At 69.2% G+C, this 14,941-nt stretch carries 12 protein-coding genes and 1 tRNA gene; 9 read left to right on the top strand and 4 right to left on the bottom strand.

Going from position 1 to position 14,941, the window contains the following annotated elements; all coding sequences use genetic code 11:
• The first annotated feature begins 28 nt into the window (after window positions 1-28).
• Genes F8566_RS07855 through F8566_RS07840 form a run of 4 tightly spaced genes read left to right on the top strand, consistent with a single transcriptional unit; the run spans window position 29 to window position 3,783 of the window.
• Window positions 29-574: a hypothetical protein gene (locus tag F8566_RS07855; RefSeq protein WP_151559264.1), complete on the top strand. Its 546-nt coding sequence runs from the start codon at window positions 29-31 to the stop codon at window positions 572-574.
• Window positions 571-1,818 carry a peptidoglycan-binding protein gene (locus tag F8566_RS07850; RefSeq protein ID WP_151559263.1) on the top strand — a complete coding sequence of 416 codons (1,248 nt, stop codon included), beginning with the start codon at window positions 571-573 and terminating at the stop codon, window positions 1,816-1,818. The genes F8566_RS07855 and F8566_RS07850 overlap by 4 nt, the downstream gene beginning before the upstream one ends.
• Window positions 1,815-2,552: an ABC transporter ATP-binding protein gene (locus F8566_RS07845; protein ID WP_151559262.1), complete on the top strand. Its 738-nt coding sequence runs from the start codon at window positions 1,815-1,817 to the stop codon at window positions 2,550-2,552. The genes F8566_RS07850 and F8566_RS07845 overlap by 4 nt, the downstream gene beginning before the upstream one ends.
• Before the next feature lies 1 nt (window position 2,553).
• Window positions 2,554-3,783, top strand: coding sequence for an ABC transporter permease (locus tag F8566_RS07840; RefSeq protein ID WP_151559261.1), 1,230 nt, complete (start codon window positions 2,554-2,556; stop codon window positions 3,781-3,783).
• 145 nt (window positions 3,784-3,928) lie between these two features.
• Here F8566_RS07840 and F8566_RS07835 read toward each other — a convergent pair whose 3' ends face one another.
• Window positions 3,929-4,492: a dihydrofolate reductase family protein gene (locus F8566_RS07835; RefSeq protein WP_151559260.1), complete on the bottom strand. Its 564-nt coding sequence runs from the start codon at window positions 4,490-4,492 to the stop codon at window positions 3,929-3,931.
• A gap of 278 nt (window positions 4,493-4,770) precedes the next feature.
• Window positions 4,771-5,301: a cysteine dioxygenase family protein gene (locus tag F8566_RS07830; protein WP_151559259.1), complete on the bottom strand. Its 531-nt coding sequence runs from the start codon at window positions 5,299-5,301 to the stop codon at window positions 4,771-4,773.
• Window positions 5,302-5,393: 92 nt separating this feature from the next.
• On the opposite strand from F8566_RS07830, the gene F8566_RS07825 reads away from it, so the two are divergent.
• Entirely contained in the window at window positions 5,394-6,251 is an 858-nt protein-coding gene (locus F8566_RS07825) for a LysR family transcriptional regulator (protein WP_225992989.1), read from the top strand.
• Window positions 6,252-6,631: 380 nt separating this feature from the next.
• Here the strand turns inward: F8566_RS07825 and F8566_RS07820 are convergent.
• Window positions 6,632-6,717, bottom strand: a tRNA-Leu gene (locus tag F8566_RS07820).
• 120 nt (window positions 6,718-6,837) lie between these two features.
• Here F8566_RS07820 and F8566_RS07815 point away from each other — a divergent pair.
• The 3 genes from F8566_RS07815 to F8566_RS07805 all read left to right on the top strand — a co-directional run bounded on the left by F8566_RS07815 (window position 6,838) and on the right by F8566_RS07805 (window position 11,445).
• Window positions 6,838-8,148: a M20/M25/M40 family metallo-hydrolase gene (locus F8566_RS07815; RefSeq protein WP_225992947.1), complete on the top strand. Its 1,311-nt coding sequence runs from the start codon at window positions 6,838-6,840 to the stop codon at window positions 8,146-8,148.
• A gap of 114 nt (window positions 8,149-8,262) precedes the next feature.
• Window positions 8,263-9,069: a hypothetical protein gene (locus F8566_RS07810; protein WP_151559256.1), complete on the top strand. Its 807-nt coding sequence runs from the start codon at window positions 8,263-8,265 to the stop codon at window positions 9,067-9,069.
• Between the two features lie 207 nt (window positions 9,070-9,276).
• The gene (locus F8566_RS07805) at window positions 9,277-11,445 is read left to right on the top strand and encodes a chaplin family protein (RefSeq protein ID WP_151559255.1); all 2,169 of its coding nucleotides are present in this window, start codon (window positions 9,277-9,279) and stop codon (window positions 11,443-11,445) included.
• 370 nt (window positions 11,446-11,815) lie between these two features.
• On the opposite strand, the gene F8566_RS07800 is transcribed toward F8566_RS07805, so the two are convergent.
• Complete coding sequence (locus F8566_RS07800) at window positions 11,816-12,001, bottom strand: DUF5703 family protein (RefSeq protein ID WP_151559254.1); 186 nt, start codon at window positions 11,999-12,001, stop codon at window positions 11,816-11,818.
• 190 nt (window positions 12,002-12,191) lie between these two features.
• On the opposite strand from F8566_RS07800, the gene topA reads away from it, so the two are divergent.
• Entirely contained in the window at window positions 12,192-14,885 is a 2,694-nt protein-coding gene (gene topA, locus F8566_RS07795; protein ID WP_151559253.1) for a type I DNA topoisomerase, read from the top strand.
• Window positions 14,886-14,941 lie beyond the last annotated feature (56 nt).

Here is a 14,941-nt window from a genome sequence, read left to right as displayed (position 1 = left end):
CATCCACTGACGCTGGGGAGACCACGACATGTTCAAGGCGAAGCCGAAACGGACCCTGGCGCTGCCGCTGGTGGCGCTCTCGATCTTCCTGCCGGTGCTCGCGGCCTGCGGTGGATCGGACGACTCCTCCGGCGGTTCGGGTGCGGCGGCGGGCGGCGGTTCGAGTGCGGCGGCGGGCGGTGGTACCGCGGGTAAGGGCAACGACCAGTATGTGAAGTTCGCGCAATGCATGCGCCAGAACGGAGTCCCGCAGTGGCCTGACCCCGTTGACGGGACGAAGTTCCGTATGCCGCATCGGGGGGCCGTTGATCCCAATTCTCCGCAGGTCAAGGCCGCGGGGCGGAAATGCAGGCCGTTGGCGCCGCCAGGATGGGACGGGAGCTCCCGCCAGGATCCGGCCAACCAGGCCCAGATGCTGAAGTACGCGCAGTGCATGCGCAAGAACGGGGTGCCCACGTTCCCCGACCCCCAGGGCGGATCACTGGACATTGGTGACAACAATCCCGACTCGCCGCAGTTCAAGGCCGCAGCGCAGAAGTGCAAGTCACTGCAGCCGACGGGTGGTGGCGGATGAGCACCGACGCCAAGGAGGCGCCTTCCGGTGTGCCCGGTGCCGCCGACACCGCTGCCGACCCCGCCGACACCGCTGCCGACCCTGCCAATGCCGCCGCCGACACTGCCCCCGGCGTCCCGGCCCTGGACCGCAGGAAGCCGCGCCGGCGCAGGCGGTGGAAGGTGCTCGCAGGGACAGGGGCCGTGGTGCTGTTGGTCGCCGCGGGTGTCGCCGCCGCTGTCATGGATCCCTTCGATGACGGGGGCACCCAGCCCGCGTCCTCGACGGATGGCACCTCGCTGGCGGCCGTACGGGAAGGACCACTGTCCACGCAGGTGACGCAGAGTGGGACGCTCTCGTACGCGGCCCGTGGTGACGGGACCCCGTACGCCGTGGTCAACCAGGCCAAGGGCATCTACACCTGGGTTCCCAGCGAGGGCAAGGAGATCGACTGCGGCAAGACCCTTTACCGGGTGGACGAGAAACCGGTGTTGCTGATCTGCGGGGGCACACCGGCTTACCGCGCTCTGTCGGTGGGCGACGAGGGCCGCGAGGTGCGCTACCTCAACGAGAACCTCGTGAAGCTCGGGTACGCCGAGAAGTCCGAGCTCGATCCGGACTCGGACTACTACGGATCGGAGACCGCGGAGGCGGTCGCCGAACTGCAGGATGAGCTGGGCGTCGACGAGACCGGGAATCTGGACCTCGGGGATGCCGTATTCCTGCCGGGTCCGCTCCGGGTGACGAAGGCAACGGCCAAGGCCGGAACGGCGGCCGCGCCAGGAGCCCAAGTGGCCCAGGCCACTTCGTCCAGGCGCCAGGTGATGGTGGAACTCGACCCCGGTCAGCAGTCCCAGGTCAAGGTCGGTGACCGTGCCCAGATCACGCTTCCTGACAACAGGACGACCCCGGGCAAGGTGAGCCGCATCGGTACGGTCGCGAAATCCAGTGACGACGACAAGGACTCGTCCAGCTCCACGCTCCCGGTGTACATCACGCTCACGCGCCCCAAGGACGCGGGGAAACTGGACGAGGCCCCGGTTCAGGTGCAGATCACGACCGACGGGGTCAAGAGGGCGCTGACCGTCCCCGTCACCGCGCTCATGGGCCAGGCCGGAGGCGGCTACGTCGTCGAGGTGGCCGACGCGGCGGGTGGCCGGCGTCTGGTTCCCGTAAGGCTCGGCATCTTCGACAACGACAACGGGCTCGTGCAGGTGTCCGGAGCCCTGTCCGTCGGAGATCAAGTGGTGGTGCCGGCCTCATGAGCACGACTCATGATCAAGACGGCCGGGCTCCCGCGCTCGAGCTGGAAGGCGTCACCAAGATCTACGGAGGGCAGCCACCCGTGCCCGCGCTGCGGGGCGTGAGCTTCACCGTCCGCCACGGCGAACTGGCCGCCATCGTCGGGCCGTCGGGGTCAGGGAAGACGACGCTCCTGCACGTCATGGGGACGCTGGAGCGACCCACCGACGGGTTGATCCGGATCGACGGAGTCGACGCGGCGGGGCTCGGTGACCGGCAGCTCGCGGCATTGCGCGCCCGCAGCATCGGTTTCGTCTTCCAGCAGTTCTTCCTGGCCGAGCACTCCACCGCCCTGGAGAACGTCGCGAACGGCCTCCTGTACGCGGGAGTCGAGGTCGGCGAGCGACGGCGCCGTGCCGCCGAAGCACTCGATCGTGTCGGGCTCGCGCATCGCCGCGACTTCCGTCCCACGAAGATGTCCGGAGGCGAGCGCCAGCGCGTGGCCATCGCCCGCGCACTGGTGGGCAGGCCGGCGATCGTCCTGGCCGACGAGCCGACGGGCAACCTCGACAGCGCCACGGGAGCCTCGATCCTCGAACTGCTGCGCGAGCTCAACGCCGAGGGCGCGACGATCATCATGATCACTCACGACGGTGACCTGGCCGCGCGGCTGCCTCGCCGGCTGCACGTCCTGGACGGCCGCATCGTCTCCGACGACGGCGCGTTCGCGTACAGCGGGCCAGGAGAGGTGGAGTGACATGCGGATCCCATCCCATCTCGTGCCGGCACGCCTGCGCGCCGGAGACCAGGCCCGGGTGGCGAGCACCGGGCTGCGTGCCCGGCCGCTGCGCGCGGGGCTGTCCGCGCTCGGGATCGCGATCGGCACCACGGCGATCGTCGCGGTCCTCGGGCTGTCGTCGTCGTCCCAGGCGGGACTGCTGGCGGAGATCGACCGGCTCGGCACGAACCTGCTGACCGCGAAGAGCGGCCAGAGTTTCACCCAGGAGGCAGCGGTCATGCCGGTCGCCGCACCCGCCCGGGTGTCGCGGCTCGGGTCCGTCGAGCAGGTGGCGCATACCGGCACGGTCAGCGACGCGAAGGTGTACCGGAGCCCGTTGATACCTCCGATCAGCACCAACGGGCTGAAGCTCCAGGCGGCGAGCCTGAACCTGCCGCAGGTGGCCGGCACTGACCTCGCCCATGGCCGCTGGCTCAACGAGGCGACAGCGACGCAGCCCGCCGTCGTGCTCGGCGCGGCGGCGGCGGAACGACTGGGGTTCAGCCGCGTCCATCCCGGGCAGCGAGTGTGGCTGGGCGGGCAGTGGTTCTATGTCGCCGGGATCCTCGCCCCTGCGACGCTCGCGCCGGACATCGACACGAGCGCGCTGGTCGGATATCCGGCGGCGCGGCGCCACCTCGGCCACATGACCCGCGGCAAGCCGGCGGACGGCCCGCCGAGCACGCTCTACGTCCGGTCGAAGACCGACGCGGTCGAAGAGGTGCAGTCGGTGCTCGCGCAAACCGCCAATCCCGAGGCGCCGAACGAGGTCAATGTGAGCCAGCCCTCCGATGCGCTCACCGCTCGCGCCGCAGCGAAGGGAGCGTTCAACAGCCTCTTCCTGGGACTCGGCGTGGTGGCGCTGATCGTAGGGGCGGTCGGCGTGGCCAACATCATGATCATCTCCGTCCTGGAACGCCGCTCGGAGATCGGCCTGCGCCGTGCGCTCGGAGCGACGCGGGGACAGATCCGCACACAGTTCCTCGCGGAGGCGATCATGCTGGCGGTGCTCGGTGGCGTGGTCGGCGTGGCCGCCGGCGCCGTGGCGACCGCGGTGTACGCCAGCGCCAAGGACTGGACGGTCGTCATTCCCACCGAGGCGTGGGCGGGCGGTATCGGCTCGGCCATCCTCATCGGCGCGATCGCCGGCTTGATGCCCGCGCTGCGCGCCGCCCGCCTCTCCCCGACCGAGGCCCTGCGCACAGCCTGACCTGCCGGGCGAATCCAACCTCGGCGTGGATTCGCCTGGAGTTCCCCTGCCCGCCCCTGCGAAACAGCGGAAGAATTGACGCCGGCTGATGCCCAATAACGAGCAGCATCGCCGGCGTCCGATTCTTCGACAGAGCGGACTTCCCTTATTTCTTGATCTCGTAGCGCAGAAGTACCACGCCGTTTTCGTACCCGGCGGCCTCGACCAGCTTCAGTTCTCGCCGGTCCTCGAAAATACGCGTTCCCTTGCCGCGTGACGCCGGGCAGACGAGCAGGGTGATCTCGTCGACGACACCGGCGTCCAGCAGGGACTGCATGAGTTGCAAGCTCCCCCACAGCCAGATGTCCTTGCCGCTCTGCTCCTTGAGCTCCCGGACGGTGGCGGCCGGGTCACGCGTCACGGTCGCGGCGGGGAAGTCGCCCCAAGGTGCCTTCTCCAGCTTCGACGAGGCCACGAACTTGGTGAGGTTGTTGAGCTTGTCGCCGTACTCACCCTGCTCCTCGGCGTACGCCCAGCCCGTGGACTGGGCGTAGGTGTTCGCGCCGAGAATCAGCGTGTCGACCGCGTCGATAAGCCCCATCACCCTTGCCTTGAACGCAGGGTCGGTCTTTTCGGAAAAGGGCTCCACTGACACGAAGCTGAGCCCGCCGTCCTCCTCCGCGGCGATGCCGTCGATGGTGACCCACTGCTGGACTATGAGTTTTCGCATTACTGACCGTACCTTTCGGGTATCTGTCGGTTGGCAATGTCCGCCGGTACGGAGCCTTAGTGACGGATCCGACGCCGGAGGAACTGGAGCGGTTCTTCTTTTTGGACGAGACCGTGCGTCACACGCGCCGGCAGGAGCCGGCCTTCCGCGCACCGCGGTGGGGGTGGATCGTCATGCCGGGTCTCCTTCGTCGCGGCCGGTTCGTGGTCGCTGGTGTCCCTGGGACGGAACCGGCACCGCGTTCTCGACATCCTCCACGGCTCGTTCCCAGATCTGGGTCAGCGAGCGTGCCGCCGCTCATAGGTGCGGCGCACGCTGGTGCCTTTGCTGAGGTCCGCGCCGTACACGTGCAGCGTGATCGCGACCGTGTCACCGGTGTTGCGGACGCGGTGGATGTCGTCGGGCGGGGCGACGCCGCTGACCGAGCCGGCGGGCCGCTGTCGCTCGCCGATCTCGACCAGGCGGTCGCCGTCGATGTCGTACAGGGTCTCGGTCTCGGCGCCCTGGAGCACCATGAACGAGCACCACACCAGGTGGTCGTGGATCTCCGTCACCTGGCCCGGCCGCCACACCACCGCGGACACCGAGAACGCCGCCTCGGTGTGCAGGGTGTGCCGGGTGTAGCCGTCGGGCGAGCCGGCCCGCTCGGATGTGGTGAGCAGGTCCACGCTCGGCTTCATCTCCACCAGGACGTCGGCCACCTGCTGCGCGATCGTCCGCGGGTCCGCCTGCCGCCGGGCGCACGGCTGGATACGTGCGACGAGCTCGGACAGGCCGGGCCTGGGCCGCGCGTCAAGAGAGGTAGTCATCTGATCGGCCATGAGAACGATGCTCGTCCAATAAGCATCATGACGTCTAATGCCAAGATCCAGCGACCCTCATTGATAAACTTAATAACGTGATGAACCTGACGCATCTCCGGGTGCTGGAGGCCGTTGCCCGCCACGGGTCGGTGACCGAGGCGGCCAAGGAGCTGCACTACTCCCAGCCCTCGGTCAGCCACCACCTCGGGCGGCTGGAGGCATCGATCGGGGCCCGGCTCATCCAGCGTGCGGGCCGCGGCGTCCGGCTCACCCCCGAGGGCGAGCTCCTGGCCCAGCGAGCCAGGGAGATCGTCGGGCGGGTGGAGGCGGCCTCCGTCGAGATGGCCGCCCAGATCGGGCTCCGGGCCGGGCGGGTCCGGGTCGCCGGTTTCCAGACGGTCCTCAGCACGATCGTCCCCAAGGCGGCGGCCCAGCTGTCCGCGTCGTACCCGGGTATCGAGCTGAACCTGGTCGACGTGCACCCGGTCGAGGGACTGCGGATGCTGCGCGCCGGGCACGTCGACATCGCCCTGGTCTTCCGGCACGCCGACACCCCGGACGAGGAGCAGGGCTTCCGGCTGACCCACCTGCTGGACGACCCGCTCTACCTGATCAGCCAGGAGCCGGACCAACGCCTGCAGGACCACCGCGACTCCGCCTGGGTCGGCGGGTGCGAGCGCTGCCGCGCGGCGATGGTCACCGCTTGCCGGCAAGCCGGCTTCACCCCGCGGATCGCGTACTCCACTGACGACATGGTCGTGGTCCAGTCGCTCGTGGCGGCCGGCATGGGGGTCGCCACCCTGCCCGGGCTCGCGCTCAAGGCGCACCGCACGCCGGGCGTCCACGCCACCGAAATCGCAGGCAACACCCGGCACATCTTCGCCGCCACCTACGGCGAGCCGCCGGACCCGCCCGCGACCACCGCACTGATCGAGATCCTCAAGACGACCACATAGAGCATGATGACGACCTTCCCGAGCCGCACCTCAAGGCCCCGACTTTGCGGTATTCCTCCGTAGGAATGGGCTGGACACCTTGGCGCATTCAGGACGTCAGTGATGGTCGACCCGTGACCGACGAGGCCGCTGGCGACGGTGACGGCGGGTCGTGGTGCATGGGCTCGACGGTCCCCCGGCGCAACGCGGGAAGGCAGTCCCGAGCGAAGCGAGGGGCGATTAGCCCAAGCGAAGCGAAGGGCAAAGGGGCGAAGCCCTAAGGGGGGTGCGGGGGGCGGAGCTCCCTGCGTCGGGGGTCCGGGGGTCGCCCCCCGGGTGGAAATGACGATGGGATAGAGGGAAGCGGCTCGCCGCGACCACATCTATCCCAATCCCAAGAGTGTCCGAGGGGGGACTTGAACCCCCATGCCCCGTAAAGGGCACTAGCACCTCAAGCTAGCGCGTCTGCCTATTCCGCCACCCGGACAGGTGTGCACGCCGCAGTGCGCTGCGGCGGGCTTCACCATACCAAAGGTCCCGACTCGCGGCGAAGTCGAACGAGGGGGCACCATGGTCGGATAGGAGTCGGGACGAAAAGGTGATCACTGTGGCTCAGGTTCCCACCGCCGAGGACGAGGTCGTCCAGCTCTGCCAGGAGCTGATCAGGATCGACACCAGCAACCCGGGGGATCACTCGGGGCCGGGGGAACGGGAGGCCGCGGAGTATGTGAAGGCCAGGCTCGAGGAGGTCGGGCTGGAGTCACAGATCTTCGAGTCCCATCCGGGGCGGGCCAGCCTGGTGGCGCGGATCGAGGGGGAGGACCCCGGGAGGGACGCGCTGCTCCTGCACGGGCACCTGGACGTGGTGCCGGCGCGTAAGGAGGACTGGACGCGGGATCCGTTCGGCGGGGAGATCGCCGACGGGTGCGTCTGGGGTCGCGGGGCCGTGGACATGAAGGACATGGACGCGATGATCCTGGCGGTGGTCAGGCAGCGGCTCAGGGAGGGGCGCAAGCCTCCGCGGGATGTCGTTCTTGCTTTCTTGGCCGATGAGGAGGCTGGGGGCAAGTGGGGCGCGCAGTGGCTCGTCAAGGAGCATCCGGAGCTGTTCGAGGGGTGCACCGAGGCCGTGGGGGAGGTCGGCGGGTTCAGCCTCACCGTGCCTGGCGACAAGCGGATGTATCTCATCGAGACGGCCGAGAAGGGCATCGCGTGGATGCAGCTGACCGCGCAGGGGACGGCGGGGCACGGGTCGATGGTGCATCCGGACAACGCGGTCACGGCGCTGGCTGCGGCGGTCGCGCGGCTGGGGTCGCATGAGTTCCCGGTACGGCTGACCAAGACCGTGCGGGCCTTCCTGGAGCGGGCCTGCATGGCGTACGGGGTGGAGTTCGATCCGGAGCGGCCGGAACGCGCGCTTGAGGAGATCGGGCCGCTGGCGAGGATGATCGGCGCCACGCTCAAGAACACGCTCAATCCGACGCGGCTGGATGCCGGATATAAGACGAATGTCATACCGCAGGGCGCGACGGCGCAGGTGGATGGACGGTTCCTTCCTGGACATGAGGAAGAGTTCTTCGCGACGGTGGATGAATTGCTTGGGCCGGACGTAAAGCGCGATTTCGTCCATTACGACTGGGCCGTGGAGACCGACTACGAGGGTGCGCTCGTCGCGGCCATGGAGGCGGCTCTGATCTCGGAGGATCCCGGCGCGCTGCCCGTTCCGTACTGCCTGAGCGGGGGAACGGACGCCAAGGCCTTCGCTCACCTGGGCATGCGATGCTTCGGCTTCGCGCCGCTGAGGCTTCCGCCAGAATTGGACTTTTCGGGAATGTTCCACGGAATCGACGAGCGGGTCCCCGTTGACGGGCTGCGCTTCGGGGCGCGCGTTCTTGACCATTTCCTTGATCGTGCTTGAGGGCTGACAGAAAAAGGTTCCCGGAATTGCCGCCACGCATGCTCACCGTGGTGCTACGGTCACCATCCGTAGAGAGTGGATCGACTTACTCTTGGCGACTTCCGAGGAGAACCCGTGGCTCACGACCCGGCACGCAGCAGGACGGTCTCCGTCCTGCTGCGCCGTGTCGTCGGTAGCCGTCTGGTTCACCGGCTGCTGGTGCTCGCGGGCATCGCGGTCACCTGCTGGCTGACCGGCGCCGCCGCCGAGGCGCACGCGGAGGATCACCCCGCGTCCCGGATCGTGGCGCAGACGCCCGTGGTGAGCGGAATCCCGCCGGTTAAAGAAGCCGCTGCGCCTCGAGAAGCCACTGCGGCCGATGCGGCCGTCCGGGATGCCGCCAAGGGCGCCATGGCCGTCCCCGCCAAGGATGTCGGCGGCACGGCCGAGACTGTGCTGCGCCCCAAGGACCTGAACGCGACGCGCCCCGACCTTCCCCTGCCTGTGCCCTCCCCGGGCCTGGCGGGCGGCGTAGGGAATGACGTCGTGGGGTCCGCAACGACGGCCCAGTCGGTGACGCACGACTCGTCCAGGGCTTCAGAGCACGCCGCCGACGCGATGTACAGCGACCGGCAGGGCCCTCTGGCTCCGCACGCAACGGGGACGTCCAAGAACGCCCCCAAGGCCAGCCCGGCCGTCTCGTACGCGAAGGTGTCGCATCCGGAGCCCGCGCCGGCCCCGATCTCCCCGCTCAACGCGCTCGCCAAGGCCGGAACGGCCGGTCCGGCAAGCGGTGTGGGCCTCCTAGCCGGACTCGGCGGCCTCCTCGGCCGCTGGTCCTGGACCGTCGCCCGGCCGCGGCCGGTGCTCATGCCCGCCTTCGGGGCGGTCCCCCCGGCTGTCCGCACGGCGGCGGACGAGCCGACCTTCTCACCCGACTAGATCGCCACAGACTCCGGCTCTGGGTCCGTGCGGTTCGGACCACCGGGGCCGGGACGTGCCGTCCCCTGGCGGCACGTCGTCCCCGAGATCTCGCGACCCGGCGCGCACACGGCGCGGACAGCAACAGCACGCGATGGCGCGCGACAAGCGACCGGTCTCATCTGTCCATCTCATCCAGCATCACTTCATCCTCCCGAACGGAGCATCATGCGAACGTGGGCCAAGGGCACTGCTCGTGCCGCCATGCTCACTGCGAGCTTCGTCGCTCTCGGTGCGGGCACCGCTTTCCCCAGCGGTGCGCTCGCCGACACGACCAGCGGCGACTCCAGCGTGCTCGGCGGTAACCAGGTCAACACTCCGGTCTCGGCGCCGATCGACGCCAGCGGCAACGCCGTCGCCGTCCTCGGCGCGGCGGACGCCGCCTCCAGAGGCGGCGCGAAGGTCGACGGCGGCAGCGGCGGATCCGGCCAGCGGACCTCCGGCGACAACGGGATCGGCTCGGGCAACCAGGTCAACGCCCCCATCTCCGCTCCCATCAACGCCTGCGGCAACGCGGTCGCCATCTTCGGCACCGCGGACGCCGGGTGTAAGGGCGGCGCGAAGGTCAAGAACAGCGGTGGCCAGTCCGGCCAGCGGACCTCGGGCAAGGGCGGGATCGGCTCGGGCAACCAGGTCAATGCCCCGATCTCCGCCCCCGTCAACGCCTGCGGCAACGCGGTCGCGGTCTTCGGATCGTCCGAGGCGGGCTGCGAAGGCGGCGCGAAGGTCCTGAACGGCGGCAGCGGCCAGCAGACCACCGGCGCCAGCGGCGTCATCGCGGGCAACCAGGTGAACGCGCCCATCTCGGCGCCGATCAACATCTGCGGCAACTCCGCAGCCGTCCTCGGCGAGGCCGTCGCCAGCTGTGAGGGCGGCGCGAAGGTCAAGAACGGTGGCCACACCGGCGCCGGTCAGAAGACCTCCGGCAAGGGCAGCATCCTCGGCGGCAACCAGGCGAACGCGCCGATCTCGGCGCCCGTCGACGTCTGCGGCAACGCCGTCGGCGGCGACGCGGTGGCCGACTGTGAGGGTGGCGCCTCGGTCCGTAACGGCGGGCACGGCTCCGGCGGGCAGACCACCAACGGTGACGGCAGCATCCTCGGCGGCAACCAGGCCAACGCTCCAGTGAGCGCTCCGGTCAGCATCTGCGGCAACGCGGTCGCGGTTCTGGGCGAGGCCGGCGCCTTCTGCGAGGGTGGCGCGCACGTACGCAGCAGCTCCGGTGGCAGCCAGACCACCTCGGGCAAGGACAGCGTCGCCGGGGGCAACCAGGTCAACGTGCCGGTGACCATTCCGATCAACGTCTGCGGCAACGCGGTCGCGGTTCTGGGTGACGCCGCCGCGGGCTGCGACGGCTCCTCGGTCGTCAAGGGCTCCAAGGGGTCGGGCGCCACCACTTCCGGGAACTCCGGGATCGGATCCGGCAACCAGACCAACGCCCCGGTGAGCGCGCCGGCAAGCGTGTGCGGCAACGCCGCCGCGGTGGCCGGGCACCCCGAGCCGCAGTGTGGCGACGGCCCGAGCCACGGCGGTTACGAGCCGTACTGGCGCACCACCAGCTCGCGTCTCCCTGGCCCGGTGAACGGGAAGTCCCTGGGCCTGCCCACGCTGCCTGGGACCAAGGGTCTGCACTCCGGGCTGACCTCGGCGCTGCCGGTGCTCCCGCAACTGCCCGGCAAGACCCCGGCGCTGACCGGCAAGCCGGTGCTTCCGGGCAAGACCCCGGTGCTGCCCGGCAAGCCGGTGCTCCCGGGCAAGACCCCGGTGCTGCCCGGCAAGGTCGGGCAGCTGCCGACCGGCCGTTCGGTCGCTGGGCACGAGCTCACCGGCACGTCCCCGGCCCTGCCCGGCGTTCCCAAGGACGCCACCAAGCTTCCTCACGTGAACGCCTACGGCACGGAGACCTCACGGGTGCCCAGCACGGACATCCCGGGTCTCGACCAGGTGGCCGGCGTGCTGTCCACCGACGTGACCAAGATGCTGCCCGGCGTTCCGGCCAAGCAGCTCACCAAGGTCCCGGCCGTGCCCGTGAAGGTCCCGGCGACGACCGTGAACCCGTCGAACGCCCGTACCACCACGCCGGTCCCCGAGACGGAGCTGCCCAGCACCGGCCAGCTGCAGCTGCCCGGCCTGGGCAAGCTGCCCATCACCGGTGACGTCAAGGCCCCCGAGGTCGGCCTCACCGACCTCGGGGCGATCAAGCCGATGGCCGCCGCGGAGCCGATGACGACCGACACCGGCTCGTCGATCTGGGTCCTGGCGACCGCCGCGTTGCTGACGGCCATGTCCGGCGCGGTGGCGCTCACCCGCCGCGCCCGCCTGGGCGGCCGCCGCTGACCGGTACGGCCGGTTCACCGCGCACCGGATCGTCCGGTACGCCCGACCTGAGACCTATGCCAGGTCTTTGATCAAAAATTTCACAAGGACGCTTTGCCCGTGTCGGTGCCGCCGCGGTCTCCGGACCGCAGCTCACCCTCCAGGCAAAGTCGCAGGACGCTTTGCCCGTCCCGGAGGCGCGGTCCGGGGCGGGCAAAGCCCTGTCCGGAGCGGGCAAGGCCCTGTCCGGATCCGGCTTCAAGCCCTGTCCAGATCCGGCATTCAAGCCCTTTCCGAGGTTAGTGTGGACGAAGCTCTCGGCGGGATCGGGCATTATGATTACGGCACGTCATAGCGGTCGTACATAGTGCTACTCTCCGGACGAGAGCGGTCAGAAGGTCCGGACCTGGCGAATGATCTTGCGCCTGAGTTGGATTCGGCGGCTACCGTCGGGGTAGAGGCGCACTCTGTGGAGCTCCCAGCCACCGTGTTCGGCGTGCTCGGTCAGGACCTGCCGGGCGGTATCACGTGTGGTACCGCGGGGCAGCCGCAGGACGAGGTAGGTGTACTCCACCATTGCGGACCATTATGACGCCTGGATGTACGACAGGGAACGCGTCGGTGGTGGCCTTGGTCCGCAACCCCGCCGGGGACGTGTCATCCTGTCGGAGGTTTGCAGCGGCGGGAACTCACGGGCATGAACGCGTCGTCTTCGAATGTTGTAGTTAGCCCGTGCAAGAGAACCAGACAGCGAGGTTGGAGCGACTGTGCCAGCCAAGAACGGCACTGCGAAGCGTGGTGGCCAGGATGCGGGTGGAGGAACCCGCCTGGTGATCGTCGAGTCGCCTGCGAAGGCGAAGACGATCGCCGGTTACCTGGGCGGCGGCTACATCGTGGAGTCCAGTATCGGCCATATCCGGGATCTGCCCGGGAGCGCCTCCGAGGTGCCGGCCAAGTACAAGGGCGAAGCGTGGGCCAAGCTCGGCGTCAACGTCGACCACGAGTTCGAGCCGCTCTATGTCGTCAACGCCGACAAGAAACAACAGGTCGCCAAGCTCAAGAAGGCGCTGGCAGAGGCCGACGAGCTCCTTCTCGCGACGGACGAGGACCGGGAGGGCGAGGCGATCGCCTGGCACCTCCAGGAGGTGCTCAAGCCCAAGGTCCCGGTGCACCGGATGGTCTTCAACGAGATCACCCGGGACGCGATCAGGGCGGCCGCCGCCAACCCGCGCGAGCTCAACCTCCGGCTGGTCGACGCCCAGGAGACCCGCCGCATCCTCGACCGCCTCTACGGCTACGAGGTCAGCCCGGTGCTCTGGAAGAAGGTCATGCCGAAGCTGTCGGCGGGCCGCGTCCAGTCCGTGGCGACCCGTCTGGTCGTCGAGCGTGAACGGGAGCGGATCGCCTTCGTTCCGGCGCACTACTGGGACATCCAGGCCGAGTTCGACACCGGTAAGAACGATGAGCCCAAGGCGTTCAAGGCCGGGCTGATCTCGGTGGACGCCAAGCGCGTGGCCCAGGGCCGCGACTTCGCCTCCGACGGCACCCTCAAGACCCGTGACGCGCTCCACCTGGACGAGGAGGCGGCGCGCGCTCTGGCCGGACGTCTGACCGGTCGGCCGTACGAGGTCAAGTCGGTCGAGCGCAAGCCCTACACCCGCAAGCCCTACCCGCCGTTCCGCACCACCACGCTGCAGCAGGAGGCCAGCCGCAAGCTGGGCTTCTCCGCCAAGTACACGATGTCGGTCGCGCAGAAGCTGTACGAGAACGGCTTCATCACCTACATGCGCACCGACTCGATCCAGCTGTCGGAGACCGCGATCACCGCGGCCCGGCGCCAGGCGGCCTCGCTGTTCGGCGCCGAGTACGTGCCGGACAAGCCGCGCGTCTACGCCAGCAAGGTCAAGAACGCGCAGGAGGCGCACGAGGCGATCCGCCCCGCCGGTGACAGTTTCCGCACGCCCGGCGAGACCGGCCTGTCCGGCGACCAGTTCCGGCTGTACGAGCTGATCTGGAAGCGCACGATCGCCAGCCAGATGAACGACGCGCGCGGCCAGTCGGTGTCGATCCGGGTCACGGGCATCTCGACGCAGAACGAGGTCGCCGAGTTCGGTGCGACCGGTAAGACGATCACGTTCTACGGCTTCCTCAAGGCCTATGTCGAGAGCGCCGACGACCCGGCCACCGACCGCGACGACCAGGAGCGGCGGCTCCCCAACCTGGACGAGGGCGACCCGCTCACCGCGCTCGCCATGGACGCCGAGGGCCACTCGACCCGTCCGCCGGCCCGCTACACCGAGGCGAGCCTGGTCAAGGAGCTGGAAGAACGCGAGATCGGGCGGCCGTCCACGTACGCCTCGATCATCGGCACCATCCTCGACCGCGGCTACGTCTTCAAGAAGGGCACCGCGCTCGTCCCGTCGTTCCTGGCGTTCGCCGTGGTCAACCTGCTGGAGCAGCACTTCAGCAACCTGGTCGACTACGACTTCACCGCCCACATGGAGGACGGCCTCGACGAGATCGCGCGCGGCGAGGCCGAACGGGTGCGCTGGCTGACCCGCTTCTACTTCGGCGACAACGGTGAGGAAGGTCTCAAGGACCTCACCGGCGACATCGGCGACATCGACGCCAAGGAGATCAGCTCGTTCCCCATCCGGGGGACCGACATCATGATCCGCGTCGGCCGGTACGGGCCCTACCTCGACCGCGAGGGCGAGCGCGTCAACATCCCCGAGGACATCGCGCCGGACGAGCTGACCGCGGAGAAGGCCGAGGAACTGTTCGCGCAGCCGAGCGGCGACCGCGAGCTGGGCGCCGACCCCGAGACCGGGCACATGATCGTCGCCAAGTCGGGACGGTTCGGCCCGTACGTCACCGAGATCCTGCCCGAGCCCGAGCCGCCCGCCGACGGCGAGAAGAAGCGCACGAAGAAGGCCGACGCGCCCAAACCGCGCACCGGTTCGCTCTTCAAGTCGATGTCGCTCGACACCGTCACCCTCGACGACGCGCTCAAGCTGCTCTCCCTGCCCCGCACGCTGGGCGATATCGACGGCGAGCCGGTGACCGCGCAGAACGGCCGCTTCGGCCCGTACATCAAGCGCGGCACCGACAGCCGTTCGCTCGGCTCGGAGGACGAGCTGTTCACGGTGACGCTCGAGCAGGCCAAGGAGCTGTTCGCGCAGCCCAAGCAGCGCGGGCGAGGCCGGGCCGCGGCAGCCGCGCCGCTGCGCGAGCTCGGCAAGGACCCGGCGAGCGACAAGCCGGTGGTGGTCAAGGAGGGCCGCTTCGGCCCGTACGTCACCGACGGTGAGACCAACGCCAGCCTGCGCAAGGGCGACGAGGTCGAGTCGATCACCATCCAGCGTGCCGCCGAACTGCTCGCCGAACGGCGCGAGAAGGTGGCCGCCGGTGGCGGCAAGAAGAAGGCGCCCGCACGCCGCAAGGCCCCGACCAAGTCGTGATCAAGCACCTCGCGAGATCCCGGCCGAGTCGTGATCAAGTCCGTACGCCGAGCTGA

The sequence above is a fragment of the Actinomadura rudentiformis genome (assembly GCF_008923185.1).
Taxonomy (GTDB): domain Bacteria; phylum Actinomycetota; class Actinomycetes; order Streptosporangiales; family Streptosporangiaceae; genus Spirillospora; species Spirillospora rudentiformis.
This window is presented reverse-complemented; position numbering and strand designations above follow the sequence as displayed.